This window comes from Daejeonella rubra (assembly GCF_900103545.1).
Lineage (GTDB): Bacteria > Bacteroidota > Bacteroidia > Sphingobacteriales > Sphingobacteriaceae > Daejeonella > Daejeonella rubra.
On sequence record NZ_FNHH01000003.1, the window covers coordinates 29132 to 55098 of the forward strand.

General features: G+C 40.2%; 21 protein-coding genes. 7 read left to right on the forward strand and 14 right to left on the reverse strand.

All coding sequences use genetic code 11. The features are described 5' to 3' along the window. Positions 1-242: 242 nt before the first annotated feature. Both BLR27_RS02805 and BLR27_RS02810 read right to left on the reverse strand, forming a co-directional pair. Positions 243-1727, reverse strand: a complete 1485-nt coding sequence (locus BLR27_RS02805; protein ID WP_090699474.1) for a PAS domain-containing sensor histidine kinase — start codon at positions 1725-1727, stop codon at positions 243-245. Between the two features lie 472 nt (positions 1728-2199). Beyond that, complete coding sequence (locus BLR27_RS02810) at positions 2200-3168, reverse strand: sugar phosphate isomerase/epimerase family protein (protein ID WP_090699478.1); 969 nt, start codon at positions 3166-3168, stop codon at positions 2200-2202. Between the two features lie 391 nt (positions 3169-3559). Here BLR27_RS02810 and BLR27_RS02815 point away from each other — a divergent pair, with 391 nt between their 5' ends. Genes BLR27_RS02815 through BLR27_RS02825 form a run of 3 tightly spaced genes read left to right on the forward strand, consistent with a single transcriptional unit; the run spans position 3560 to position 6331 of the window. Beyond that, the gene (locus tag BLR27_RS02815) at positions 3560-4000 is read left to right on the forward strand and encodes a hypothetical protein (RefSeq protein WP_090699482.1); all 441 of its coding nucleotides are present in this window, start codon (positions 3560-3562) and stop codon (positions 3998-4000) included. A 29-nt stretch (positions 4001-4029) separates the two neighbouring features. Then, positions 4030-4674, forward strand: a complete 645-nt coding sequence (locus BLR27_RS02820; protein ID WP_090699487.1) for a hypothetical protein — start codon at positions 4030-4032, stop codon at positions 4672-4674. Beyond that, positions 4655-6331: a response regulator gene (locus BLR27_RS02825; protein ID WP_090699491.1), complete on the forward strand. Its 1677-nt coding sequence runs from the start codon at positions 4655-4657 to the stop codon at positions 6329-6331. The genes BLR27_RS02820 and BLR27_RS02825 overlap by 20 nt, the downstream gene beginning before the upstream one ends. Positions 6332-6551: 220 nt before the next feature. Here BLR27_RS02825 and cfa read toward each other — a convergent pair whose 3' ends face one another. After that, on the reverse strand, positions 6552-7667 hold the full coding sequence (gene cfa / locus BLR27_RS02830) for a cyclopropane fatty acyl phospholipid synthase (RefSeq protein ID WP_090699494.1): 1116 nt from the start codon (positions 7665-7667) through the stop codon (positions 6552-6554). Positions 7668-8001: 334 nt separating this feature from the next. On the opposite strand from cfa, the gene BLR27_RS02835 reads away from it, so the two are divergent. Beyond that, positions 8002-8184, forward strand: a complete 183-nt coding sequence (locus BLR27_RS02835; protein ID WP_090699498.1) for a hypothetical protein — start codon at positions 8002-8004, stop codon at positions 8182-8184. A gap of 304 nt (positions 8185-8488) precedes the next feature. Beyond that, complete coding sequence (locus tag BLR27_RS02840) at positions 8489-10756, forward strand: penicillin acylase family protein (protein WP_090699501.1); 2268 nt, start codon at positions 8489-8491, stop codon at positions 10754-10756. Between the two features lie 351 nt (positions 10757-11107). On the opposite strand, the gene BLR27_RS02845 is transcribed toward BLR27_RS02840, so the two are convergent. Both BLR27_RS02845 and BLR27_RS02850 read right to left on the reverse strand, forming a co-directional pair. Next, positions 11108-12364, reverse strand: coding sequence for a type II toxin-antitoxin system HipA family toxin (locus BLR27_RS02845; protein WP_090699504.1), 1257 nt, complete (start codon positions 12362-12364; stop codon positions 11108-11110). 4 nt (positions 12365-12368) lie between these two features. Next, positions 12369-12677, reverse strand: coding sequence for a helix-turn-helix domain-containing protein (locus BLR27_RS02850; RefSeq protein WP_090699510.1), 309 nt, complete (start codon positions 12675-12677; stop codon positions 12369-12371). An 86-nt stretch (positions 12678-12763) separates the two neighbouring features. On the opposite strand from BLR27_RS02850, the gene BLR27_RS18385 reads away from it, so the two are divergent. After that, positions 12764-13213 (forward strand): transposase, encoded by a 450-nt coding sequence (locus BLR27_RS18385; protein ID WP_143007687.1) that lies wholly within the window; start codon positions 12764-12766, stop codon positions 13211-13213. 238 nt (positions 13214-13451) lie between these two features. Here the strand turns inward: BLR27_RS18385 and BLR27_RS02860 are convergent, their stop codons facing one another. The 4 genes from BLR27_RS02860 to BLR27_RS02875 all read right to left on the reverse strand — a co-directional run bounded on the left by BLR27_RS02860 (position 13452) and on the right by BLR27_RS02875 (position 21756). Next, on the reverse strand, positions 13452-14171 hold the full coding sequence (locus BLR27_RS02860) for a hypothetical protein (RefSeq protein ID WP_090699514.1): 720 nt from the start codon (positions 14169-14171) through the stop codon (positions 13452-13454). Between the two features lie 6 nt (positions 14172-14177). Continuing rightward, the gene (locus tag BLR27_RS02865) at positions 14178-17846 is read right to left on the reverse strand and encodes a YobI family P-loop NTPase (protein ID WP_407641178.1); all 3669 of its coding nucleotides are present in this window, start codon (positions 17844-17846) and stop codon (positions 14178-14180) included. Positions 17847-18240: 394 nt separating this feature from the next. Continuing rightward, positions 18241-20757, reverse strand: coding sequence for a S8 family peptidase (locus tag BLR27_RS02870; protein ID WP_090699521.1), 2517 nt, complete (start codon positions 20755-20757; stop codon positions 18241-18243). Next, complete coding sequence (locus BLR27_RS02875; RefSeq protein ID WP_090699526.1) at positions 20758-21756, reverse strand: AAA family ATPase; 999 nt, start codon at positions 21754-21756, stop codon at positions 20758-20760. It abuts the gene before it with no gap. A 616-nt stretch (positions 21757-22372) separates the two neighbouring features. Between BLR27_RS02875 and BLR27_RS02880 the strand changes: the two genes are divergently transcribed. After that, positions 22373-22600 (forward strand): hypothetical protein, encoded by a 228-nt coding sequence (locus BLR27_RS02880; protein WP_090699532.1) that lies wholly within the window; start codon positions 22373-22375, stop codon positions 22598-22600. Between the two features lie 179 nt (positions 22601-22779). On the opposite strand, the gene BLR27_RS02885 is transcribed toward BLR27_RS02880, so the two are convergent. The 5 genes from BLR27_RS02885 to BLR27_RS02905 form a co-directional block, all read right to left on the reverse strand. Beyond that, positions 22780-22980 (reverse strand): hypothetical protein, encoded by a 201-nt coding sequence (locus tag BLR27_RS02885; RefSeq protein ID WP_090699537.1) that lies wholly within the window; start codon positions 22978-22980, stop codon positions 22780-22782. A 233-nt stretch (positions 22981-23213) separates the two neighbouring features. Then, complete coding sequence (locus tag BLR27_RS02890; RefSeq protein ID WP_090699541.1) at positions 23214-24092, reverse strand: hypothetical protein; 879 nt, start codon at positions 24090-24092, stop codon at positions 23214-23216. A gap of 53 nt (positions 24093-24145) precedes the next feature. After that, positions 24146-24478, reverse strand: a complete 333-nt coding sequence (locus tag BLR27_RS02895; RefSeq protein WP_090699545.1) for a hypothetical protein — start codon at positions 24476-24478, stop codon at positions 24146-24148. A 31-nt stretch (positions 24479-24509) separates the two neighbouring features. Then, complete coding sequence (locus tag BLR27_RS02900) at positions 24510-25148, reverse strand: hypothetical protein (protein WP_090699549.1); 639 nt, start codon at positions 25146-25148, stop codon at positions 24510-24512. A gap of 2 nt (positions 25149-25150) precedes the next feature. Further along, positions 25151-25957, reverse strand: a complete 807-nt coding sequence (locus BLR27_RS02905; RefSeq protein WP_090699553.1) for a DUF4099 domain-containing protein — start codon at positions 25955-25957, stop codon at positions 25151-25153. Positions 25958-25967 lie beyond the last annotated feature (10 nt).

The following is a 25967-nucleotide window of genomic DNA, read 5'->3' on the forward strand; positions in this document are numbered from 1 at the left end:
CTGATAATACAGTGTTGAGAATAATGATCCCTGGCTGAAACTCCTTGTGAATCCGGCTTTGAATTTCCATTCCCTCTCAAAACTATAAAGCATATTGACCGAAGGGAACAGATTATTAAGTTTCAGAAGGTAATCATTAACTGAAAAAATGTAAAAATTAACCTGAATTACAGAGTAAGTACGGGCTACGAGCTTGCACATATCTTATAAAAGATAGGCTTATTTACTTCTGAGTATTCTTATTAGTTATTGTTTTTTCGTAAAGTGAAATAGAAAACTGTTCCTTTTCCAGGTTCTGACTCAAACCATATCTCCCCATTATGTTGCTCTACAATTTTCTTACATTGGACTAAACCAATACCAGTACCTTCAATATCGTCCTGTGTATGTAACCTACGAAACATTTTGAATAATTTATCCTTATGAATTGGGTCTATGCCAATGCCATTGTCTTCAACTGTAAATAGCCAATCCGCCCCCTGATTGTGGTAGTCAATTTTGATTACTGGAGCAACTCCCTTCTTACTGTATTTCAATCCATTTGAGATTAAATTTTGAAAAAGAAGACCCAACTCAAATCGATAGCCTTTTAATACGGGTAATGGAGGATAAGTAATTTCAGCAGAATTATTTTCAAATTGAAACTGAAGCCCTTCAATTACTTCAACAAGTAATTCACTACAATCGACCTCAGAAACAGGATTAACCTGACCTAATCGGGCGGTCTCCATTAGTCCTCTGATCAAGGTTGACAATCTTTCTGAAGCTTTTTTTATTAGATCAATAAAATAAATAATTTCTTCTTTAGCAGGTGAATTACTATCTAACTCTTCCCTGAGAAGGCTTATGATTCCTCTAATATTATTTACTGGTTCCTGGAGATCATGAGTTGCAATGTGAGTGTAATCCTCAAGTTCTTTGTTCTTTATTTCTAATTTTAAAATATAATCGTTTAATAAAAGTCTTTGTTTTTGCACTTCAGTAACATCCTGTACAGTTCCAACTGTTTTTACAACTAAACCATCTGAATCGTAAATATGTCTTCCTCTTTCCCTTAAAAATTTCAATGAACCTTTGGGTGTAATATACCTGTGAACAATGTTATATGGAATTTGGTTCGTAATTGAATTTTGGTATGATTGTTTTACAAATTCTCTATCTTCTTCATGCACTAACATTTCAAAGCCTTCATTAGTTGAGCTAAATGCTGCCTGACCCAGTTCGAATATTTCATAAACTTCAGGAGACCAAAGGATTGTATTATTAGCAAGATGAAACTCCCAGTGCCCCAATGCACTCAATTGAAGAGCTTCCTTTAATTGATCGGATACCTTCTCAAGCTCTTCAGTTTTTCTAACGAACTCTGTTATTTCTCTGATTACTGCAAGAATCATTTCTTCGCCAGAATCATTTTGAATAATATTCAGGGCAATGCTTATAGAAACATTTGATGCATCTTTCCTGTACCCAATCAGCTTCATATTGTTAGACATTGATCTGGCTGAAGGATGAGAAACAAAACTTCGGAAATGAAACTTGTGTTTATCCCTAAGGTGCGGAGGAATTAAATCTTGTATGGATTTCCCTTCAAGTTCGCCAGGTTCATACCCGAACATGGAAAACGCCGCTTTATTTGTCAGAATAATTTTGGCATTAATGTCACAGATAATTATGCCATCAGGAGAGCACTCAAATGCATTGAGGTAAATTTTCGAATCCAAAGCCATTTTAAGTTAATTTCGATGCAATATCATATTTTCATGAAGAATCAAAATCGATCCTTAAATCATAGTTTTTCAGGGGTTGAATAGAATCAAATTTTCAACCCTCAAAACATATTATTAAAACTCCTTCAATACTGAGTTGTTATATGTAAAGGTACTGTCCTAATCAAAGTTACATATAAGTAAACCAATAGATCCAGATATAAATTTGCAAACTTCCATATTTTTCGTGCAATTATTCTTGTTTGAATTATTCACACTTGCCCGGTGTATCTAACTTAATTCGTCGTATCATTTTTTGGGGAGGCTGGAGATAAAAAGATCTGGCATGGAATTACCGTAACCTTAGTACCAGGATCAAAGGCCTATAAGTAAATTACTTAAGGGGTTATTCTATTTATTTACTACGAGGCACATTGGTTGATGACGAGGCTGAATAACATAATAGGGACAAGGAAGCTTCAGGCATCCCATGTTATGCTTCCTGCCAGAGCTGCTGCAATTTCATAAGATCTCTTTTCATGGCATTAAAGATGGTTTGTTTATCCGCTGAAATGCTGCTTGCTCCATGTTCAGCTCCACCCATTGGGTATTCATAATGAAGAGAAACCGGCACTTGAATTTTATATTCTTTCAAAAGCTTAAAATAAGATCTGAAATCAACCATTCCCTCACCCAAGGGAACATTCTCTACAAGCCAGGCCCCATTTCTTTTGACCCAAATACAATCTTTTATTGCCAGAACTTTAATATGAGGTTGAATTAACCGAAGCCCATTTTTCCAGGACATCCCTCCTTCTACTACCGCATGGCGAATATCATATTGTACCCCCATATTTTGCTGATCTGCATTTTTAAGTATTTCCCATAATTCCCATAAAGAGGCCCCGGCTAAATTCCCTGAGTGGTTTTGATAACATCCGGTTATTCCTAACTTTCTATTGATATGGCTTAAACTTGTCAATGTTTGTTTGAATTGCTCAATGGCATCAGGAATACTTTTCCCATCGGGATACTTTAGCCAATTCATCCGGTAATATTCAACTCCAAGTTTTGAAGCGGTTTCGAGCACTTTTATATCCTCAGGATTATTTACATCCTGAACGGTAGTAGTTATCATGGTTGTAGAGAGGCCTGTTTTTCGGATTGCATCTATTGCTTCTGGAAGATCATTTTCCACCCGCTCCGGCAATACATGGCCATTTGGACGCACCGTCAGATCCACCCCATTGAATCCTATTTCGGCTGCAGCATCAGCCATATCCTTGTAATTTAGAAACTGGAGATGCTTGGAAAAAACAGATACATTTAAAGGCTTATCAACATTACCAAGGCCTGTTAAGCTTGCTTGCAATTCATTTGGGATAAAAGGAATTAGCGCTCCTGCCAAAATTGAATTCTTAATAAACTTTCTTCTGGATTGGGTTAATTTTTTAGCTCCCATTTTTCATTGGTTAATTAATAATTATTTATACAATCCTTACAGAATACCTGTCAGGATTTGATCTAAAATTTAGTTCTTTTTCATAATATAAGAAAAATAAAGCTACAATAATTGCAATTAATCTACCATCTGATTACTCTATAAATGAACGGCTTAAGCAAAACTCAAAATTAGATTAATTTTAAAATACCCATACTTAACCTGGTATTTTCAGGGTCAAAAAGGGACCTGATTTAAGAATATGTTTCTCATCTTTATTTTAATTCCGGACAGCAATCTCTGTTAATAAGAGATGAAGGAAGCACCAAATTATGAACTAAAGATTAATTTTATCGCCGAATAAGAAAATATTCTAAAATAAGAATAGTATTTTTAACTAAAAAAACATCCTATGTCAAACAGACTTACAGAACCAACCCGGGTAATAATCCCGGTTGATATGGCTATTAACAGAACAAAAAACTGGAGAGATTTTGTTACAAATGTGCTTCAGATTAAAGATGCAAGAAAACTACCAAAAGGCGTTTATATTTCCAAAACGGATATTGAAGATTTAGCTGCTTACTGCAAAGCGGATCCAACAATTGCGGGTGTCAGGACTTACTTTACTTTAGAAAATGGACAGGAAGAAGTGATTAAAAATGAAATCAAATTCATCATGGTTCTGGTAAGAGAAAGTGAAACCCATCCGTTTGGTGAAGATCTGCTATACGTGCCGGATTCTCTGAAAAACATGAGCAATACCGACACAATTGATGATTCAAATGTATTTGACTTTACCAGGCCTTGTCCTGATTGCTGCGACCCTACCAGCCCACTTTTCAATAGTTAGATTGGGGAACTCCTATAAATTCGTCTGAAATGCCATCTTTATCCTATTTTTATCAGGGCTATATTGTCCCTGCTAGTACCCTAATCCCTATTCTGAGTGGTTTCATCTATTATAGCAAGATCAATAAACCACTCAGAATAATTTTGATCTATTTATGTATCTCGTTCATCATAAATATCATAGGGAGCATTTTAGCTGCGTATTCTATAAATAATCTCCCATTACTTCACTTTTATACCATTGTGGAGCTGGTGACGATATTATTTTACTTTAAATATGCTTTTTCGAATAAAAAGACCGATTTCTGGATCAGGATCATTATGATCACTTTTCCTTTATTGTGTGTCATTAATTTTACTTTTATTCAAAGTTTATATGAGTTCAATACCTACACGCGACCCTTTGAAGCTATTATTATAATTATTTTCAGCGGGATCTACCTGGGAAGCCAGAATGGCGAAAAGGAAGAATTCACCAGGTCGGGCAGATGGGTAGCCAGTGGATTCCTGATATACTTCTGTAGTTCCTTATATCAATTCATCTTTTCTAATGTGGTGAGCCTGAATACTACACACTTTGTTAAGATGATCATCTGGAACCTTCATGCTACATTTGTATTAATTATGTACATCTTTTTTTACCTGGCTATAAGGAATGAAAGAGGTAAGCGATAATATAGACTTGTTGGTAATCATTGCGATGATGTGCTCTTTTACTATCGTTATCTGCTTTTTAATTGTCATCTACAGAAAGCAACTGGACATCTTTCGTCATAAATCAGCCAATCAGTCTAAGAGTGTATTTCTTGCTACAATGAGTCATGAGATACGTACACCTATGAACGGAGTACTGGGAATGGCATCCCTGCTCAAGGAAACAAATCTGGATCCTGAACAGGAGGAATATACACAGGTGATCATCCAAAGTGGGGAGGCCTTGCTGAATGTAATCAATGAAATTTTAGACTTTTCGAAAATTGAAGCGGGCAGAATGGAGCTTGATCCACACGATTTCAATCTTCGCAATTGTGTAGAAGAAGTTCTGGACATTTTTGCCGGAAAAGCTGCTCAGTCAGATCTTGACCTAATGAGTCAGATTGATCCTCATATTCCCTTACAGATTCATGGAGATAGCAGTCGTCTGCGGCAAGTACTTATTAATTTGGTAGGGAATGCGATGAAATTCACAAAAAAGGGGGAAATTTTTCTGGGAATTAAGCTTGTCAGTCCTCCCGGGGAAACGGATTTAAAACTGAGTTTTGAAATAAGAGATACAGGTATCGGCATACCCAAAGATAAACTATCCGGATTATTTGAATCTTTTTCACAAATTGATTCTTCTACAACCAGAAAATATGGTGGCACAGGCTTAGGGCTTGCCATTTCCAAACGTCTGGTAGTTTTAATGGGTGGAGCCATCGCGGTTTCAAGTGAAAATGGAGTAGGCAGCACTTTTAAATTTACTATCCAATGTGAGAAAAGTCAGGATCAAAAGTTAATTGATCAAACAGTGAATATGCTCGCAATTGAAGGCAACAACATTCTGGTCATTGACGATAATGCTACCAATTGTTATCTTTTAAAAATTCAACTGGAACAGTGGAAATTGAAGCCTTATATAGCCTCTTCAGGCAAAGAAGCGTTGGATTTGATTCTCAATAAGGATAAAGATTATTTTGATCTGATCATTTGTGATTTGCAAATGCCTGAAATGGATGGACTGGAATTATGCTCGCTGATCAAAAAGAGCCACTCACATATACCTGTTATTCTCTTAAGTTCAATTGGAGACACAACCAGGAAAAAGCATCCTGAATTATTTGCTGCAGTCCTGAATAAACCAGTTAAGCAGCAACAACTAAGCAAGGTGATCCTGAATGTCTTAAATCATCAGGTTTCCGAACCTGAAACAAAACCACGCTCACTTTTTAATAAAGAATTTTCAGGAAGCTATCCTTTGAACATTCTGATTGCAGACGACAATTATATCAATCAGAAGCTTATTTTAAAAATCCTGGACAACCTGGGTTATAATCCTTCTCTTGCAACAAACGGAAAAGAGGTTATTCAGATGTTAATGAATAAGAATTTCGACCTTATTTTAATGGATGTGCAGATGCCTGAAATGGATGGTTTGGAGGCGACCCGTTTCATACGTAAGCATCATGATAATCAACCTGTTATTGTCGCCATGACGGCCAATGCAATGATTGAAGACCGGGAAGAGTGTTACCTTGCAGGCATGGACGATTATCTTTCCAAGCCCCTTAAAACTGAATCATTGATCACCATGCTTAAGGAATTGAAGACCAGGGTGTCACCAATTAATTGAAATAAAAGTACAAGGACAGAATACTGGTAAAAGTACCAAACCCACTCTAAATTAGTAATTGGGTTTCGCTGATAACAGGGTTAGATCGAAGCAAATACTGTTTGCAGAATTGTAATTCAGGTTCAATTCTAAACAAAAATGTTCACAAATAAACAGATCAACGAGATCTGAAAATTCAACCCTTACGGGAATGAAAAAAGCGGCTGAGATATTGAAATGCTTACCGAACCGATTGGTAAATTCCCAAATGCAAAGGCTTTGTTAAAACGATCTGCCAAACGTGATTTTTGCGCGAACGTAAGGATGCTGCGCTTGCGGTAAGGTAATAGCGCCACATACGGTAAAAAGTTTCGTCATAATCAGCTTTAATACTATCCCAGCTTTCTTCAAAGTTTTTGAGCCAGGCTAATAATGTCGGTTCATAATATGGCCCGAAATTATGCCAGTCCTCCAAAACAAAAAGTCCCTGCCAGGCTTTAGAAAGCTGGCTTGCAGATGGCAGCATCCCATTAGGAAAAATATACTTATCTATCCATGGGTCTGTTATTTTGGCATCGTAGTTACCACCAATGGTGTGAATCAGAAAAATACCATCTTGATTAAGATTTTTTTCAGCCACTTCCATGTACTGTCTGAAATTACGGTGCCCTACTGCCTCTAACATGGCTATGGATACCACCCTGTCAAATTTTCCATTTACATCGCGGTAATCCTGTATTCTGATTTCAACCGGCAAGCCTTCGTTCACCTTTCGGGCCAGGATAGCCTGCTGTTCTGATATCGTTATACCTACCACCGAAACACCATACTTTTCGGCAGCATATTTGGCAAAGCCACCCCAGCCACAGCCTATCTCCAACATGGTCATACCTTTTTCCAATTTCAGCTTGCGGCAGATCAGATCGAGCTTGGCTTCCTGGGCTTCGTCAAGGTTAGTTGCTGTTTCCCAGTAGCCACAGGAATACATCATCCGCTTATCAAGCATCTTTTCATAAAGTTCATTTCCTATGTCATAATGTTTGTAAGCAACCTCTTTAGCCCGACCTTTGGTTTGCATATTCTTGAACTTCGCTTTTATCGCGTAATATGCTGTGTAAAAGTCTCTGGGTACTTTTTTGTCCAATCTACTGTACAATACCTTGAAAAAAAATTCATCAAGAGCTTCACAATCCCACCAACCCTCCATGTAAGCCTCACCAAAACCCAATGGTCCGCTACTTAAGATTCTGTTATAAAGTTTCGGATTATGAACTTGCATGTCCCAGGGTTTATCACCATTTATGGTAATACCTACTTCAGCAAATGACTTGCGAAAAATTTGTTCGATTGATTTCATTAAATTCTAAGCCTGTTGATTTATTTTCGATAATAGTAAAAAAAATGGCCGTTTTATAATTTTCAATATAGCAATTGCATAATTCCACCTAATTCTTCCTGCTATGGCAAGTCTGCAGCTATTGTATTAGTTTAAACAGTATAAAAAAATTGAGCTGCTGGTTTAAAAGAGAATGCCGGTTCATTTTTTTTATCTGAAGTAATTTTCATGTTGTATTCTCATGCACCGCCAGAACCTATTTTTAGGTGCTTGCTAAGGTCATGAAAATACGTTGAAGACCAGATGTCCAATACCTTATGATCGGGAATAAAGCGGCGGATATCTGTCAGAGCCAATGTTAAATGCATATAATTATGCTCCGGGAGGCACCTACGGATTAAAGATAAGTCAGGATGGATCTAAATTATATATTGGCCTGAATGGATCTCCGCCTGATGCATTGCGTCCAAAGGGATTAGGAAGAGGTTTTGGGTTAACTTCATTTGCCATTATTCACATTCCGGCGGAGGAACGGTAAGCGTAATAAAATTCTTTATTGTATTGTCCTTATCAGTTTTCTGGCTGGTCGGAGAACATTTATTATTCATCCTGCGCATTGCAATTTAATTCACAACAAAAGGCAGTGTTAACGGAGAAGATCCCGAAGAGTACTATTAAAGATATGGGATATATAACTGGAAATAACCAGAATGAATTGATTTCTAAATAAACAACATCCATAAAAATTACTTTAATTATCCTAACCTGATTATTATAATGTATAAATTAGGATCTTAACTCATTAAGATAATGGGCTTTCAAATCATTATTTAATTTTCCTGATGAAATTACCTACCTATTATTTGGGGCTGTTAGGCCTTTTTATTGCTTTTGAAAGTTTTAATTTACGCAACGTTAATGCGCAGGATCTTTCAGATCAGGTGATCATACGGCGAACGGCTTATGGTGTTCCACACATTACGGCAGACAATATGTTAGCTGCCGGATTTGCCCTGGGATACATTCAGTCAGAGGATTACGGACAGACCGTTATAGATGGCATGGTAAAAGCCCGGGGTGAATGGACACAGTATCATGACATGAATGCTCAGGAAAGGAGCCAGAGTATAGACAGAGATGCCTCTAGTAAGTTAAGGTATGCGCGGGCTGTTGAGACATTCTCACTCTTAAAGAAAGAGACACAAGATATGCTGATTGGTTTTGCCTACGGAATTAATAAATATATAGAGCTCCACAGAGGCGAATTCCCCATCTGGATTAAGCCTGACTTTACTGGTTACGATGTTCATGCACGGGATATAGGCAGCCACAGTGCTGCTGCTGTATCAGGTTTTCTACGCCGACTGGAACGCCTGAGTGCAGCAAGGCCAACATCCGGCAATAATATGGGTATACGGATTTCAGACGGCAGCACGGTATGGGCGCGGATAGCCGATCATACCGAAATACCACATCCGGATGAAGGATCAAATACCTGGGCTTTAGCCCCCAGCCGGACAACTTCAGGAAAGGCAATCTTGCTCCGTAATCCGCATCTTAGCTGGAATTCAGGCTATTATGAAGCTCACCTGACCATACCGGGAGTTATGAATTTCTATGGTGATTTTCGGATAGGAGGCCCGCTCATAACCATTGGAGGCTATAACGAGCGCTTAGGCTGGTCGACTACCAATAACGATCCCGACACTGATGAGATTTACTCATTTCAAGCATCTCCATCAAGTCCGGACCATTACCTGCTCGATGGAGCATCTGTACCACTCGAAAAGAAACGGATAATAGTCAAATTCAAAAATGGTGAAGGTTTAGGAGAAGATACACGCGAATTTCTGTTTACACCGTTTGGACCAGTATTCCACCGTGAGAATGGCAAAATTTACGTGATTCGCGATGCAGGCGATGGAGAATATCGCCTGGCGGAGCAATTTTTAATGATGATGAAAGCACGTAACCTGAAAGAATACAAGGAAGGCATGCGTATTCAGGCTAAGCCAAGCTCAAATTTCACTTATGCAGATGCAGACGGCAATATTTTTTACGTTTGGAACGCTATGACCCCGCAATTGCCGCATGCTTCAGGTGGTGATACCAGTGCAGTAGCTGTTACCCGGAGCGAACAGGTCTGGCACAAAGTTGTTCCGTTTGATTCCTTACCTCAATTACTTAATCCCAAAGGTGGATATCTGCATAATGAGAATGACCCCTTCCATTACACAAACCTGAATGAAGTGTTTGATGCAGCCGATTTCCCCCCATATTTCTCACAACCGATGCTCAGGCTGCGCAGCCAACATGCCCTTGATTTGATTGCTAACAAGAAAAAATTTTCACTGGAAGATATCGTTAAGCTCAAATTCAGCATGCGATTACTTTTGGCAGAGCGTGTAAAAGATGACCTGATCAAGGCCGTTCAAAAGACGGCACCAGACTGGGAAATTACGGCTGCACTGAAACAACTTGAAATATGGGATAATACGGTAAACCGTGAAAGTAAAGGTGGAGTCTTATTTGAAACCTGGTGGGAACGTTACCTGGAACTAGCAAACGGAGGGAAGCGCGTACTATCAACGGCAGAATCTGCAGGGTATCCGGCGGTAGCCGACTCATTATTTGCAGAGGCATGGTCACCAGCAAATCCTGTCAGTACACCGAGGGGTCTGGCAAGCACAGATCGAGCGGTAGAAGCATTTAAGTGGGCGGTAGAGCAATGTAACAAACGTTACGGGAGCTGGGATTTGGCCTGGGGAGAGGTAAATCGTGCACGTTTGGGCAATATTGATATTCCTGTCAGTGGTGCTACAGGTGATCTGGGTAGCTTCAGCGTACTTTGGTTCATACCGCACAAACTTGATAATAAGAAACGTGAAACCCGGGGAGGAGACGGCTGGATCATAGCGGTTGAGTTTGGAAAAACCCCACGTGCATATTCAGTGCTAGCCTACGGACAAAGCAATAAACCGGAATCTCCCTATTTTGCCGACCAATTAGAACTATTTGCAAGCAAGCAAATGAAACCGGTTGCATTTACTGAAGCGGATATACGGAAGCAGGTTATTCGGGAGTACAGGCCGGGTAAGGAAATTAAGTGATCCGACAAATAATAAAAGATTCGTGCTTACAGGTTTTTATCAAACCTCTAAAATCAAATTTTTATCCGATTTCCACAAATTTGAACCTGATCCTACGAACCCCTGTTTCCAGGACAAATTCCTTAAAAACAACAAAAGCGATCGTTTCTGATCGCTTTTCGTAGCCCGTAGGGGTACCGATAGCTATCGGTATGAACGTCTGCTACCATATTAAAAATCAATAAATTGAAAAACTGATTTTTGGCCAGTTCTCCAGAAGCTAAGCAACAAGCAGTTTCAGGGCTTTAAACAGGTAAATTAAAGATATTGAAAATGAGATTTGGCGAAAAAAAATAAAGAACCCGATCAGTATTATTCTGCATAAAATGCTTCCGACATCGCATCCAGTTCCCGGTTGGATAATTTATATTGAGAAGCAATCTGTCGCCAGTTGGAAATGCTTTTCTTCATATCATCGATCATTGCTGATGCTTCCTTTGGCTTAATTCTAAAATACTTAGCCACTTCCAGGGCAAGCTCCAGGCTCAGAGAGTTGTCGTTCTCAGAAATATTCAATGTTAGACCGGTTCCAGTACTCACAGCATTCATATCATATGCCGGAGAAAGTCCCCATCCATCAGGGTAGAGCAGAAATCCATGATTACGTAAATGATCATCGGTGTTCCTGACCATAATATTGAATATTATCCGTTTCCAAAGCTCTTTAAGGTTTTCATTTATATTTTCGCATCTCTGCTGAATAAGAGCCGCCAAGTCCAGATAGCTAACACCTTCGTGATGATCTGCCCCATCACGATAACCTAAAAGGGTCATAGCGGATGCAAAATGGATTCTCTTTGACAGGCCTATCCGGTCAAATCTCTTAATTAAGAATGTGTGATGCTTCGCTGTATATTTTTGAAGCATTGCAGGCGCGACTCTTATACCAGAACTGGCGGCAAGCTCATGAACAACCATTTCCCAGGCGCCAATGTCAAGTTCATCACTATTGCTTGGAAATTTAGCTATCCATAAATTTCCATCCTTATCTCTGACATTCGCTTTTGGCCGGGCTCCTCCAAGCGATGAGCCGGGAGAAATCAACATATTCAGCCATTTCAAATCTTCCTCATCACTGCCAGCATCGTCTTTTTCCAGTTGCAAACTTGCATATTCCAAATCTCTTAGATTCATCCATGGAGGAGCAGCCAATCCCTCCTCAAAACTTAAAAAATGTCCTTCCTCTTCAGTTTTAAATCTAAGTCCGCCCATTCTGCTACCATCGAAAACCCCAAGCAAGAAATCTGATTCATATAAAGTTTCGGCTTTTCGGCCATCTTGCCTGGCTAAAATTGCTTCTCTTCTTTTCATCAATACCCTTCCCCACCTGTCTGGCGAAGAATCCAGGAACATCCCGAAGTTTGGCTTTTCATCCCTCAGAAACTGTCTTCCTGGAAACAATTGCAGATCAGGATCAAGATATTGACTATGCGGAGATTCCAGCCATTCACGGGTATATTCAAATGAAAATATTTCTTTGCCCCTGACAGTTTCGGCCGTCAGCAGTCCGATTAAGATGGCTCCCTGTAAGCCATGCCAGTCTGCATAAACGAATATTTTCTTTGCCATAATCTTACTTTTTAGGAGCGCGTTCTTTAACCAGCAGCCCCGCATCCTGTAACTTACGCCCTAATTCATCGTCTGCTCCAAGTTTTAAGAAGTCTTTTTCCAGTCCTAGTACAAACAGTACCTGAAAGTACGCACCCATCGCTACAGAAGGTATTCCTTTCTCAATTTGCCAAAGCGTTGCTCTGCTGATGCCAGCCCGCTCCGCTACCTGAATGGTACTTAATTTCCTTCTTAGCCGTGCAAGCTTAATATTTTCACCCAGGTCATTTAAAACCCGTTGAGCCTTCGGTAAAAGAATGAGCTTCTGTTTCATTAATGTTTTATATAATAAACAAATTTAAATAAAATGTTTAATATATAAAACATAGTACGTTATAAGTTATATCAATATGCTACAGCATGAATAGTGAGCACAGCCTGTTTTATAATAAAGCAAAGAAACTGTATCTGTTTAAACAGAAACTTACCCGATTCGCTAATACAAAGTTACTATACAAAAACCCGCCTATTTCAAACTCAGAAGCGGTATTAACTTCTCACTTCACCCCTATAAAATTGGAAGGACAGTATTCCGAAACAAAGCCCTGGCGGATAATTACCCCCATAACTATTGTCAATTACCACAAGAATATCCTGAACTATTTTGACAATCTAATCATTAACGCATCAGCGGAATCATTTAACGCGAAAATCAAAGCTTTAAGGGTAAAGTATCGAGGTGTGGGTAACGTGAATTTCTTGCTCTTTAGGTTAGCTAAACTTTATGCCTGGTCCACAAATTTTGGGTGTGATCCGAAATTTCCCCTATTGTTTTCCCCAGGACATAAAAAAAGCAGCTATCTGGTGTGATAACTGCTTTTTTCGTAGCCCGTAGGGAACTAAAACCTTGTTCGTAACCTACTGGTATTTAATGTCTTGTGTAGCCGGAAATTCTGTACTCTTCGAATCACTCACCACGTTGTTTCACCTTTTAGCTGCAAAACTTATAGTACAAATATAGGCTTTTAGGGCTAAATACGCAAGGGCTCTATTCCCTTTTTTCAATAATAGCACTTAGAATATCCTAACAGAAGTGGGAAACAACCACTTATATTTCTTCCCAAATGTCCGGCGGACTAACTTGTACCGGGCGCTGGTGATCATAATATACATTTACAATACCTACAAAAGCAGGATCAATTAGTTTCCGGTTACCCTCGACAATATCGTTGTAAATATCTTCTCTGAAGTCCAGATCCAAACCCCAAAATATACGCGAAGTTAAAAGTTTGGTTAGGGGAAAAGCAGTCCTTAAAACTTTCCGATTGTCGTTCCCGCCGACCTGCCTTAATAACTGGTTAGCTGTATTTAAAGGAGAAACCCAAAAATGACTACGCCAAACTGATTCGTCCGGGAACTTCAATTGCAAGGATTGGCTATTGAACGTATACAACAATAGATGCGCATGCGGCATACTCCATAAGATCCGATCTAACTGTGCCTGGCCAATAGACTCGAAGTTACCAGAATTGAACTCCCGTTTTGCTTCCAGGCAAATCACACCTTTCAAAACTTCATTGCTGCTAAACTGGATATTTACCAATAAGGCGATGTCTCCATAGTTCGTTTCTTGCTTGCCCCGGTTCTTAAAGGATTGCCAGTCGACAATTTTAGACCAGTTGTCGAAATGGATAACACGCCTTGCAAACACCCTTCTCAGTTCCTGCATCAATCGGAAAGTGATAAAATTCTCATCCCATTCATTAGGAAAGGCTTCCTGGCATATAGTTGCAAAGATCTGTTCAAGGCTGTTTACGGTGGTTCTCATTGATCCTTATTTATCTTTTTTGAAGTTGATAATTCGTATTCCCTTTTTTTCGTCTTTAGAATTGGCTATAAACCCCCTCGATTTGAGATTGGTTGCCAAAAAGCCATTCTCTTTATCATGGTCAATAACAGGGCTGGTGTACAGGACGCCAATATCAGAATACGGATATGGAAAAGTCTTGAAAATTACTGGTATATCCGCCTTTGCGAATGAGTTGTAATGCATATTAAAAAATCTAACGCGGTCATTTACTGGCAAGGATTGTTGTAGCGCAGCAATCAGAATTTGTTTCGATACTAAAAAAGGATGATGGTCGAATATCAATTTTACAATCGACTTAAGGATGTTTGCATTGTTAATTATCAAATCGGCATCCATTGCTTCAATTACCCCTTTCTTTTCAGCCGGTGTGAAAGATTCCGACCGTAATATATAACTTATGTCGCCTGCATCCAGTTCGTAAGCAGCAATGTTGGCCAGGACATCTGCCTTTGATTTCTCCAGGAATGGAAACCGTAAGGAAGGATATTTTGCTTTCAGCTTTATAAAGTTTTCTGCGCTTGGGTCGATTATATAGTATTCAATCAACAATTTTATTTTATCATCGCCCACCTCTTTGATCTCGTCCAGATTATAGTCATAGCGGATAGATGGTAGTAATATTTCGTAGCTGATATTGTCGATACCTGTTTCATTGACTAATGCTAACATAAAAGCCTCGACCGTTTCTAAGTTCGGCGATGGGTTCGTAATATCTATACTATCTGAGGCTAATGCTTTAGCATTGTCATCGTTATTTAAAAACGAAACCAGCGAAGAGGATATTATTTCCTTATCACGGGCAAAATATTCGATCATATTGTGCCAGGTGGCACGGACTTTGGACTCTTCAAATAACATTTCGTCAGTTCGTAGGGAGGTTACTTTGGTGATATCTGAAACCTTAGTCTCGGCAGCTTCGATTACTTTAATCAACTGGGCTAACTTGATTTCCTTATTGTTAAGTAAGCTTAATAATTCGCTTTCAGCTTCTTTTTTATTGGTAGGGATAACCAGATACACATCGGTCACGTATTCATTGATGCTTGCCTCGATATAGGATATCATTTCGGGCATTTTGGAATTAAGGACGGCGAGGTAGTTCGCCGAGTCGAAAGTTGACCGGCTAAAATCCCCCTTGATGTGCATAAATCCCTCGAGCATGATGGGTGATATTTTATAATAATTACCCTTATACACAAAATCTAACAGCCCCTGTGGAGCGTCTTTCATCTCCAGTTTTTTGAACTTTAAATTTAAAGTGCTAATTACCTGCTCAATACGTTCTTCATCTGGAATGATAGATAGAAAATTATCGCTCACTGAAATTCTATCAGCAAGGTTTGATCTTTCCGCTATCTTTTTTATATCCTCCAGATCCGCATTGGCGATAATCAATTTAAAATATTCTTCCTTACGTTCTTTCGTCAAATCAGAACCGGTGCTGACATACTTCCAGATAGCGGGCCATTTTGCAGAAAGTTCCCGTATAAATACCTCTATGTTTGTGCCATTGGTTAAAAACCCTTCGATAAATGACGTGCCGTAGTCATTTCCATCGTGTAGTTGATTTAGAATGTTATCTAATTGAGTGCGGTAACCCGTATTAACCAACATAAAATCCAGTAGGTTATAATTTAACAAATAGGCTTGCTGAAAATCGACCGAACGCATTTTACTTATTAAATTTGCCATCTTGCTAAGAGTGTAGTCGTGTGCTAATGCCGATTGACTTTTGACGTTAAGTAAAAACGAACGGTCTTCTTTGGTTATGCTTCCCTCGTAGAACAAGGAGATATAATCCAGGTAGTCTTCACTGATATACCCTGATCGTAACAATAGCCTTAACAAAAGCCCCTGTTTAGTGGTGTAATCGATATCTACATTTGAGGACTTATCAGTTAGGATCTCCTGAAGTTTCAGATGTCTTATGGCTGTTTTTTGCTTTTCAAGCTTTTGAATCTCTGATTTTATCGTTTCCTCGCGATCTTCCCAGTAGTCATTAATCAGTTTTAACTTTTCGTCATAGCCCTGATTGCCATCAACGTCAGCTTCAATACTTTTGAACTTAATCTTGGATTGAATCTCTGTGATATAGTAGTAACCGTGTTGGGAATAATATTGGTTATAAGCAGCTTTATCTTCGATAATGTACGCAAAGATATCCTCGTCATTTGCGACCTCTAAAAGCGTTCTTGGAGTTCCATTTATTATGAATTGCTGAAATCCCGATGCTTTGTTGACATAATTCAGCAGATAAACCATTCTAAGCTGATCAGCATCTTTGATGTGGATGTCCTGAATCTGCTTTAAATCTTCTTTATGTGATTTGAGCGTTGCATTCAAGACAGTCAGTGCATCGCCAATGTATTGCTGGCGATTATTCAATAATTTGAAAAGTTTGCCCTTGCCATCGCTAAGCAGCACAAAGTCATCGGGATAAATGTTTTTATAAACGATCATAGCCATTAACTTATCCTGGTCGAGTTCGCTGCCTAATAAGTGGTGATAGATATGGTATTCGTTGGTGATGTTATATAATAACCGCATATCATCGATAAATAAAGCGATATCATCAATCAAATCGCCGGATATATTATACTTGTTTTCAGTAATGACTTTGGCCAGCTTTTCATTTGAGTTAGAGCTGTTGATCACTGGGATAACAGGAACTATAAAATCAAAAAACTTCGTCCGATCTTTATCTTGAAACATTTCATCACGCACCGCGTAAATAAAAACGACCTCCTGCTTTATTTTTTTTGAATTGTTTATCAGCAGATTAAGTTCCCGTAGTTTGGTAAATATTTCTGCCCGGCGGAAACGGTCAAGGTCTTCGATGATCACTACAGAGTACCCTGTTACATCGAAGAAATAAAGGATTTCATCTAAGTGGTTATTTAAAATTGATTTGCTGATGCTCTTATCAATTTCTATTTCTGCATCATTAAATTTGAATTTGCTGATATTAATGCCATAGAATAAACGGATAGATCTGAATATGACAATGGATAAAGAACCGAGAAATATCACTAGTGAAAGCCAATGCAGAATCAGCGAGAGTAATGATGGGAAAGTAAGCTTTAGGATATTGGTTATTTTTTCAGGGAAAAACAAGTTAAAACCAAATAGCAACGCTGCCATGATCCCTGCTGTTATCCAAGCCATGTTTTTTCGCTTAAAACTTCGGATTTTTTTAAACCTTGAATCGGGAATCTTACTGTCTTCCTCGTGATAAAATATCTGTTGCAGGATGCTCAACTCTATCAGCCGTAATATATCCTCGTTGTTTTTGCTGGCATTCGATTGAGCGGCTTTTTCTTTATTCTCGTCTTTATCTTCTGTTATTGCACTGCTTTCGGCAAGCTCTTCCTTGAAAGTAGCCAACGAAATTTCCAGGAATACATAATCCTTGTTCTCGTTTTTTTCCTGAAAAGTTTTTAAAATACTGCTTTTACCCGAACCATATGGCCCAGTCAATGCTATGTTGTAAATAGATTTTTCTTTACGATTATCAAGTGCCCATGTAAGTGCTTCAATATATTGATCAGCGTCCGCATCATTTATAGGCGAGAGGGAATGATAGGCAGTGGCTGGTGTTTCTTCGCCCGGTAGCGCTTGCCAGCCGGCAACCATTTTATCCAATTTTTTATGGATGGCAATAATCGCTTTTTTGAACAGGCGTTTCATTTATGGTGATAAGGTTAGTTCTTTGTTCTATTGGTTTTGTTGGAATTGCAATTTATCAAAAAAACAACCAATTATTTTATTCAGTCAAACTGTCAGATTATCAACAGGTTTACCTCTGACTTATAACAAAAATAAAAGGAACAAAAGTATGACTCGCGGAATTGCATAGGAAAGAAAACAAACGGATGTTAGTGGCAACCATAACGCTAATTTGTGCCTGTATTATAATTTATATACCTCGAACATTTAGGTTGAATTCGGAGCTTAAGTAAACGTGTTCTTTGTTTCCAAATCGCGAACAAAGAACAGGATTTCTTTTAAGAGGCTAACTGGTTTTTTATTAGACGGTGGCCTGAATTTGCTGCTCAACTTCAATTTGGTTGACTGCCCGGATCCGTTCGTAGATTTCCAGTTCGCCATCAAGTACTTCGAGGCTTACTGCAAAAGAAAAGGGTACTTCCTCTGACAGGTCTTTTTCCCATCCTTTGTGACCGGCAACCGCAAAGGATAATTGTTCCGGCAAAGTATTGGATTTAACAACGACCCAGTCTTTCTGCGTTGCACTATCTTGCCGTTTTAAGCCTTTTACCGTACCCCATATAGGGTTTGACCAGATAGACCATTTGATCGAACTGTTATCCTCTGCCGCGTCAGCTTCGGGATCTTCCATGTGTTTCAATACCCTGGCTTTAAACGGTTCGTATAATTCGCCGATCTTCGATGATTCCCAGCTTAACCATGATGACAGGTAAGACTGCGTTCTCCGGCGTGTCCTCCGGGGCTTGGCAGTATAGCATAAGGTTACCTCAATGAGGATATCAAAATCTTCGCCGGGCCTTCTAAGCTCTTGCGGTATGTTAATCGTATAAAGGTTGGCAACTCCCGGTTTTACGGTTGCGCTTTCCACCAGCGTGACCCTTCTTTCGGAGTTTTCCGTTGCCCGGTTCAAATTCGGTATACCGTAGCCGAACATCCGCATTACGGGCAAGGTAGGCGTTCTAAATAAATTCTGAGGCAGCCTTGCTGATTGAACGATCAGCGTTTTATATAGTAAGGCGCTTTCATTAGGGAACGCAGCCTGTAACTTGGAAGCAATATGCGTTACCTTTGGGGCAGTAAACGATGTTCCGACCGTTCCCCTGTCAACGCCGGTGCCGCCAGCCCTTACCAGCAGTGGATTGATCGAGTTTTCATAGGATAGATTGGTGCCCAGCTTTTCCCTGACCCAGTCACCGCCGTATTCGACAACTTCCGGTTTAATGCCTCCCCACAGTCCCAAACCGGTTCGTGAGAAGGAGGATATGGTATCACGCTGGCCAAACGAGATTTTGTCCAGGTCTTCAAAATCACCAAGACATACCGATCCCACCGTTATCGCAAATTTGCTTTGCGCAGGATCGGCGATACGGCAGCTGGCTTCCAGCAGATACTGGGGGTAGCTTCGTCCGGCAGCCATGTGTTCCATGATACCGGGATTGGTTACTACACCTGTTGTTTTCTTCAGATTACCGGCAGATACGATGAACAGCACCTCTTCCTCGTGGGATAGTTGGTCAATAGCCGCTGCCCAGGGAGACATATGCACCAAACGGCAGGGTATGGTCGTATTTATGGATAGGTTAAATATTTTTGAGCTATCAAAATTGTAAACGATATCACCCATTAACGCTGGAGGATAAAGCTGGGACGACATCATGTTATCGCGGTTCAACACCCTGGCATTTAAAATAAAACAATGCAACTGGTGCGTTCCCTGAGCGGGGATATCTTCTCCGTACAGCACGGCTCCCGTAACCCTGGTACCGTGGCCCCCCTGCGGAACCAGATCCGCCGTTGTGGCATCAAAAGGATCATAGTTCATAGATTCGCCTGTAAGTAACGCAGGCGCTATCAGGCGATGGTTCTCCTGGATCCCGCTGTCAATGATACATATTTTAGGGGCGTTCGCTTGCGGGGCTATAATGTCCAGGTCATTCTCAACCACCTCCCCATCAATGATCAAAGGTGCATCGACCTCGGTATATTCGATTACTTCAAAGACATAAGGATAATTCAGGACAAAATCCTTTAACGCCTGCCCCGGCAAAGTCACCCGGAAACAAAAGCTGTCATCGAACTGCACACTTTCCGGGTTAATATCGGCACTGTAGACTGATAAAAACTCCTGGATCGATTCCTGGCGTTCATCGGCAAGATCAGATTTTTGCAGCTCTATTTCCTGAACTTTTGTTTCCCATCTTGCAAGCCTTACCTGGTAGTGCTGTTCCGTTTCGTCCTCATCCATTACAGGCTGAGGGGGCTTGGCGATATAACAGGCCACAGAAACGTCAACAACGAACGTGTCGTCATCGGCGATATTCGGCCATTTTTCATAAAGATCTTCAGAAAGAATTTGCTGGGCACGCCACTGGTTACCGGCAACGATCTGCCATAACTGCGCAGCCTGGTTCTTAAATTTTCCCTGCTCGTTAATAAACTTATCGATCTTGTCATGTAAAGAGGTGAAGCCATCGCTGCTGGCACCGATGATAAAGCCATCCAGTTCTTCTGCAATGATCTCAATTCCCATGCTGCGAAGGGATTCGATATTAAACAAGCTGGTATCAACCTGTAAAAATATGGGGATGGCATCCTGACCGGGCAGATCCGGTAAACCTGCTGCTCTCCGCTCGTCGATGACCTTGTTCCGGTCATCTTTCAGTCCTGTAGTGATGTTTATCAGATTTTGTCCGTGCTGCCCCCTGTTTGCAAGGTTATTGCTGGTTCGGGGGTCGAGATCATTGCTTCCCCCGCCTTTCGGTGGTTTATGGACACCGGTAATGGTTTGCACTAATGGCAGGTGTGGGAATTCTGCCATTTATGATTTGATATATAATTGATTCTCTTTTAAAGATTCATCAAAATAGCAGGCATCAACACTGTCATTGCCTTTTATAACGGAAAGCTTGGCCGCATCGTTGGCTATTTTTACGATCAGGGCGGCAGAGAAGCCAATCATTTTTCCGGCTAAGACACTCCATTTTATATCTTTGGACGTTTTGATAGATCCCAAAGTGGATTTCAAAATTTCAGTGATTTCAGACTTGCCGGGTTTAGGCATCTCGATAATATCGTCAAACCTCCTGAACAAAGCCCGGTCAATGGAACCTTCCAAATTGGTAGTTGCGATAATGATCCCCGGCCCGTCATAATCTTCCAGCACATTTAATAGAATATTGACTACCCGGTGCATTTCGCCAACATCCTGTTTATTGTCACGCGCTTTGGCGATAAAGTCAAATTCATCTAACAACAGGACACAAGGGTAGCTTTTGATAGCTTCAAAAAGCAGTTTCAGATTCGATGCCGATTCACCCAGGTATGAGGATATGATGGCTTCAAATTTTACCTTTAAAAAAGGCAATCCGATATTCCAAGCAATCCTTTCTGCGCTCATGCTTTTACCGCAGCCGGGAGAACCGTGCATTAAGATCCTTTTCCTCGGCTTTAATCCAAAATGGGCCAGGCGCTCACGGGCAACGTATTCTTTTTCTATGCGCTGGATCTTTTCTTCAACCTCCGGAGACAGGATCATTTCATAACGAAGCTGTTCACGGGGTATCTCGTTGGCTAAGGGTATATTGTTTCTTTTGTCGGTAGGGATGCTAACGTGACTGCCAAGTATGTTTTTGAGTTCACCTTTAAAAGATTGGTGATAATTAATATTCTTGTCAAGTATGTTTTTTAGACGGTCAGCTAAGCGCATGTGTCCCTTCTTGCGTTCATCATCAATAATAACCTCGGCGACTTTAACTATATCGTCCTTTGGCTCCCCATCGATGGAACGGAACAATCTGATCATTAAGTCCTGGTTCATAATAAAATGTTTCTTGTAACGATGATTTTAACGTTCTTTAAATATATAAAATTACTTTTTATATCTAGCGCAAAGGTACTTTATAATGGTCAAGATCGCGACCAAATTGCCGAGTATTTAAGTACCGTCCCTATGTTTCGCGGGCAACATTATTTGCTATCACCCTAAATATTTATTTAGTTACCATGCCTATTACTTAGTCCTATTGGGGTTATTTATCACAGCTATCTGGGACAAATACCAGTCATCCGATGCTATTAACAGTTTATTGACGCACTGTAAGGAACGATTATTTATTTCGATAACCCCCCTTAGCTTCGATATAAACTTTTGTCATATATTTAACGGGGTGTCTTTCAGAAGAGCAATTGTCCATCGCCGCATCTGTGATCAACAGGCAATGCTTTGCGGATAAGGTGAAAGCAAAACCCATCCGTGAACTTCGTATTATAAGTCAATTGATCGTTGGCTGCAGAAAACCCAGGATTGTCAGAAGTGATGAAATATGGTCCATCATCTTAAGATGAGTCATTTACTTTGTTGTTTGTACTAAATTTTGTAAATTTGAGAAAGCGTTATCTATGTAATTTGGTTAGCCAATTAGAGCAATAAGGCAATGAGGGCAATACTTCTTTTCCTACTCACCTCAATTATCGTTACCGGCATTATGCTGGCTGGTATAAGCATGAAGAACTCCACGATTGCTGTTCCTGTTGCTTTTGGAGTATTGTTTATGTTTGTGTTATATCTTAACTCCAGATCGAAAAAACACGCTCAGCGTAAACAGAAAGAGCGTCAGTTCGAGCAATGGATTTATGACCAAAAGAAACGTCATTCATATTAATTTTTCTTTTTTAGCTAGTAAATAATTTTTTTATTCACCTTCCATTTTCATATAAGCACCCGTTTTTTCCTTGCTCCCAGACCAATGTTTTTGTTTACCCCCATAATAGCTAATGGGGGTTCGTAATCTTAGTGTACCCATACTGGAAAAATTTAAGTGAAAATTGGATCTGAGTTTGGTCAGAGGATATCATTTATAGTAAAATCCACTGGTTTATCATCAATTAGAAGTGTAATCCGGCATTTGTAACCGGGGGTACCCATACTTTCAACCTTGAATCTTTTGCCTGACAAATTATAATAGGGAGAGACTGGATCCAGATTTAGCGTAGCTGTTCCGGATGCTCTGACCCGGTCGACCTTTTGTAGTAAACGTTTCATTTTATAAGATTTAAAAAGTGATAATAATCAGCCTCCTAGCGGGCGGGAATGATAAAGCCTGGTATGAACAGCCCAGCCGTTTGAAAAACGGAAAGGGGTAAGACTGTTCTTACCAGGCGTGGGTGCCTGAAGGTGTGCGGAAATCCCGGCGCTAAAGCGTACCCAGTGTAAGCGTGGTACCTATGCGCAAAGGGATACCCGCTCTCCTGCAAGGCCAGGGAAATTACAGGGACTTACCTTCCAATAGTTTTGGCGCTTTCCAGTTCCGGCTCTTGCTTCCACGGTTGTTCCGTCTGTTCCGGAGCTGACTGGGTTACAGCATTTTTTCTATCTTTTACCCCAGCTGAAGTTTCCGCTTTTGCGGTTTGAGCGGCCGCTCTTTCAGGAAAGATCTCTTCATCGCGGATCTCTCTCCTGTTTTTGTCGTAGATATCAATGGTTTTCATCTGAGGGTTAGCGGCAAGCATTACCGGAATTGACTTTTTTCCGATAGTGAGTTCCGCATCCTGGAAGTTGCCGTATCTTAAGGTTTTTAATATTTCTTCCTTTTTGGTTGCATCTTCTAAACCTTTCAACGGATATTTAGCCAAGCTATCCGACAAGTTGTATTGATATTCGGGGTAAAATGTGCGTAATGGGTGGTTACCATAAGCATCGGTAACGTCAAGATTTAATTTAAACCATACCCTTGTTTTCTCAGGCTTTTCAGCAGTCTTTTCTTCGCTGTTCTGTTTTGGATAAACATCCTTTTCAAAAGCTAATCCCGATAATAGTTTCCATGCCTGCAAAGCCGTGATACGATGATCTCTTTCCAAGTCAAATGTTTGTATGCGAGGTACAGGCTCTCCTTGTTTACGCAGGGTAACCAGATAATCATTCAGAAAGTATATATCATTTTCTTTTGCTTTGTTAAAATTTAGCTCAAAGCGGATATGATCAGTCCTTGGTATGTTCTGATCTTTTACTTCAGCGGGCCTATGAGTATTGTTTAGACCCAAGGTAAACCGAGGAATCTCCCGGCGTATAGCAGTTTCCAGGACATCATTAAGCCGGGTTCCAAAACCCAGGTTGTCCAGAACTTTTTTAAGGTAATCGAGATTTTTTTCGTTCATGATAATTTGATTTTAATAAGTGAATAAATAGAAAATTGAAAAAACAGTGATGATTAAAAGAGGCTCATTTGATTGGTTGGAGATCTAGGCTCATAGCCGTTTTCTTTTGCCAGCATCTCACCGATTTCGGTTACAAGCTGCTGTACTGTTTCATAGGTGGTATCTTCCAGGAGGACACTGTGAAAGAAATGTGAACGATATCCAGTTTCGCTGATAATTTTAGAGTCAGAACGGAATTCGATGTGGCTAACAAGTGGACCTTCATCTTTAAGCTTTAGTTGCTCTTCTTTAATTCTTGGCCAGTAATACGCATAGTTCACGTCAACCTCATGGCCAAATATGTTTACTTTCAACAACGTGTTGATCTTAAATTGCTCGGGAATCATAAGTTTAGTATTTAGAAAGACTATCTTTTTATTAGGATACTTCTTTGAGAAGCTCAAGAAAAGAGACAAACCCTGCTTTTGGTTTATGGGTACGGATGCCCGCCCGAAGACTGCTTTTTTGTTCAAAGAGGTGAAGAGAAAATATTGGCTCGGGTATTCGGAAAGTCTTACTGTTGTACTGTGCAATAATTATATCCTGATGCATATGAAAATGAGCATCCTTTCCTTTAGCCCATAAAGCAACTTTGCAGTCCGCGATCCTTCCTAATACATCATTTCCAAAAACAGTATGTAGACGGGCGTTAGGAAATCTGAACCGGAGTGCCTCAACCTGGCTGGCGACAGGACACAAACCAACTGCTGAAAATGCAACGTTGTCCGGCCTTGACAGCCAACCAGTATTCATAGTGCAAAAACTAAGGGCTTCTATCGCTGAATAAAAAAGAATGTTATGTCTAACAGTATGTGGGTGAAGGTCACCCGCGCACCAAATCCCGGTTGTTGACGGAATAAGACTACCATGTGCATTTAGGACTTCCCTTTTTTTTCGGTTAATTGCCTGATCTATATAGGAAAACTGCAATTCTGTCTTAGAGCTTACTTCCAGCCAGGGTTCAAAAAAATCCTGCACTTCGGGCTTGATACCCAAAGCCGCTACAAAGGGGAGCATGATTATCTGGAAGTTGCACGTCCGTACCCCCGATTCTGCTGTGATTTACGATTGTTGTCCTGAAGCTGAACATTAGGATTCGGGGGCATATTCTCAATTTGTTGTTTTTCCATGTCCCTTCTTACATGATTATAGGCTTCAGAATATTCGTCTTTTTGGGGATTAGGATTATTTAAGATATTCCGGAGACCTCTTACAACCAAATAGGAAAGACCGCCATCTAATAGTACAGAAAGCACCAGTGCGGCACGGTCAGATAGTATTCCTTTTCGTTCACTAGCCCGATGCTGTAATAATGTTCCATCGGAAAGCTGTACGAGGCCGCCATTCCGATACAGTTCCTTTTGAATATCCGAAAGTGTCTCCCCATTAACTTTCTCCGGCACTTTAATCTTATCGGGGTCATAGGATATAAATTCCTTGGTTTCAGGATCGTATTCGATCACCCAGGATTTCTTCTTGCCCTCCGGTGTATGGTAGGTTTTTTGAACATTGCTGAGCGTACCAAGTTCCAATTGGTCGGCTTCTGCATCTATCAGTAAAGGATGTTTCTGCGCTTCTTTGTAAATTGGATGAAGTTGAATTGTTGTTTTTCCTTCAGGCGTTCTGTCCAGTGATAGTTTGGCGTCCAGTCTTTCGATACGAAAACCATCACTTTGCAGTTCATTAAGAGTAATGAGGTCTGTTCGCCTGCCGGACAGCAAAGCATCCAGATTTTCACGTTCAAGGATTAGGCTACCATCCCGGTAAAGCCCCAGCTTTTCCAGATCCGTTAACGGCAGTTCCTTTTCAAAAAATATATTTTCCATAAAGAAGGAT

What these genes read in the sequence shown, in the direction of transcription:
- BLR27_RS02805 (WP_090699474.1), bottom strand. Translation starts at nt 1,727, where the DNA reads ATGGCTTTGGATTCGAAAATTTACCTCAATGCATTTGAGTGCTCTCCT.
- BLR27_RS02810 (WP_090699478.1), bottom strand. Translation starts at nt 3,168, where the DNA reads ATGGGAGCTAAAAAATTAACCCAATCCAGAAGAAAGTTTATTAAGAAT.
- BLR27_RS02815 (WP_090699482.1), top strand. Translation starts at nt 3,560, where the DNA reads ATGTCAAACAGACTTACAGAACCAACCCGGGTAATAATCCCGGTTGAT.
- BLR27_RS02820 (WP_090699487.1), top strand. Translation starts at nt 4,030, where the DNA reads ATGCCATCTTTATCCTATTTTTATCAGGGCTATATTGTCCCTGCTAGT.
- BLR27_RS02825 (WP_090699491.1), top strand. Translation starts at nt 4,655, where the DNA reads ATGAAAGAGGTAAGCGATAATATAGACTTGTTGGTAATCATTGCGATG.
- cfa (WP_090699494.1), bottom strand. Translation starts at nt 7,667, where the DNA reads ATGAAATCAATCGAACAAATTTTTCGCAAGTCATTTGCTGAAGTAGGT.
- BLR27_RS02835 (WP_090699498.1), top strand. Translation starts at nt 8,002, where the DNA reads ATGTTAAATGCATATAATTATGCTCCGGGAGGCACCTACGGATTAAAG.
- BLR27_RS02840 (WP_090699501.1), top strand. Translation starts at nt 8,489, where the DNA reads ATGAAATTACCTACCTATTATTTGGGGCTGTTAGGCCTTTTTATTGCT.
- BLR27_RS02845 (WP_090699504.1), bottom strand. Translation starts at nt 12,364, where the DNA reads ATGGCAAAGAAAATATTCGTTTATGCAGACTGGCATGGCTTACAGGGA.
- BLR27_RS02850 (WP_090699510.1), bottom strand. Translation starts at nt 12,677, where the DNA reads ATGAAACAGAAGCTCATTCTTTTACCGAAGGCTCAACGGGTTTTAAAT.
- BLR27_RS18385 (WP_143007687.1), top strand. Translation starts at nt 12,764, where the DNA reads ATGAATAGTGAGCACAGCCTGTTTTATAATAAAGCAAAGAAACTGTAT.
- BLR27_RS02860 (WP_090699514.1), bottom strand. Translation starts at nt 14,171, where the DNA reads ATGAGAACCACCGTAAACAGCCTTGAACAGATCTTTGCAACTATATGC.
- BLR27_RS02865 (WP_407641178.1), bottom strand. Translation starts at nt 17,846, where the DNA reads ATGGTTGCCGGCTGGCAAGCGCTACCGGGCGAAGAAACACCAGCCACT.
- BLR27_RS02870 (WP_090699521.1), bottom strand. Translation starts at nt 20,757, where the DNA reads ATGGCAGAATTCCCACACCTGCCATTAGTGCAAACCATTACCGGTGTC.
- BLR27_RS02875 (WP_090699526.1), bottom strand. Translation starts at nt 21,756, where the DNA reads ATGAACCAGGACTTAATGATCAGATTGTTCCGTTCCATCGATGGGGAG.
- BLR27_RS02880 (WP_090699532.1), top strand. Translation starts at nt 22,373, where the DNA reads ATGAGGGCAATACTTCTTTTCCTACTCACCTCAATTATCGTTACCGGC.
- BLR27_RS02885 (WP_090699537.1), bottom strand. Translation starts at nt 22,980, where the DNA reads ATGAAACGTTTACTACAAAAGGTCGACCGGGTCAGAGCATCCGGAACA.
- BLR27_RS02890 (WP_090699541.1), bottom strand. Translation starts at nt 24,092, where the DNA reads ATGAACGAAAAAAATCTCGATTACCTTAAAAAAGTTCTGGACAACCTG.
- BLR27_RS02895 (WP_090699545.1), bottom strand. Translation starts at nt 24,478, where the DNA reads ATGATTCCCGAGCAATTTAAGATCAACACGTTGTTGAAAGTAAACATA.
- BLR27_RS02900 (WP_090699549.1), bottom strand. Translation starts at nt 25,148, where the DNA reads ATGCTCCCCTTTGTAGCGGCTTTGGGTATCAAGCCCGAAGTGCAGGAT.
- BLR27_RS02905 (WP_090699553.1), bottom strand. Translation starts at nt 25,957, where the DNA reads ATGGAAAATATATTTTTTGAAAAGGAACTGCCGTTAACGGATCTGGAA.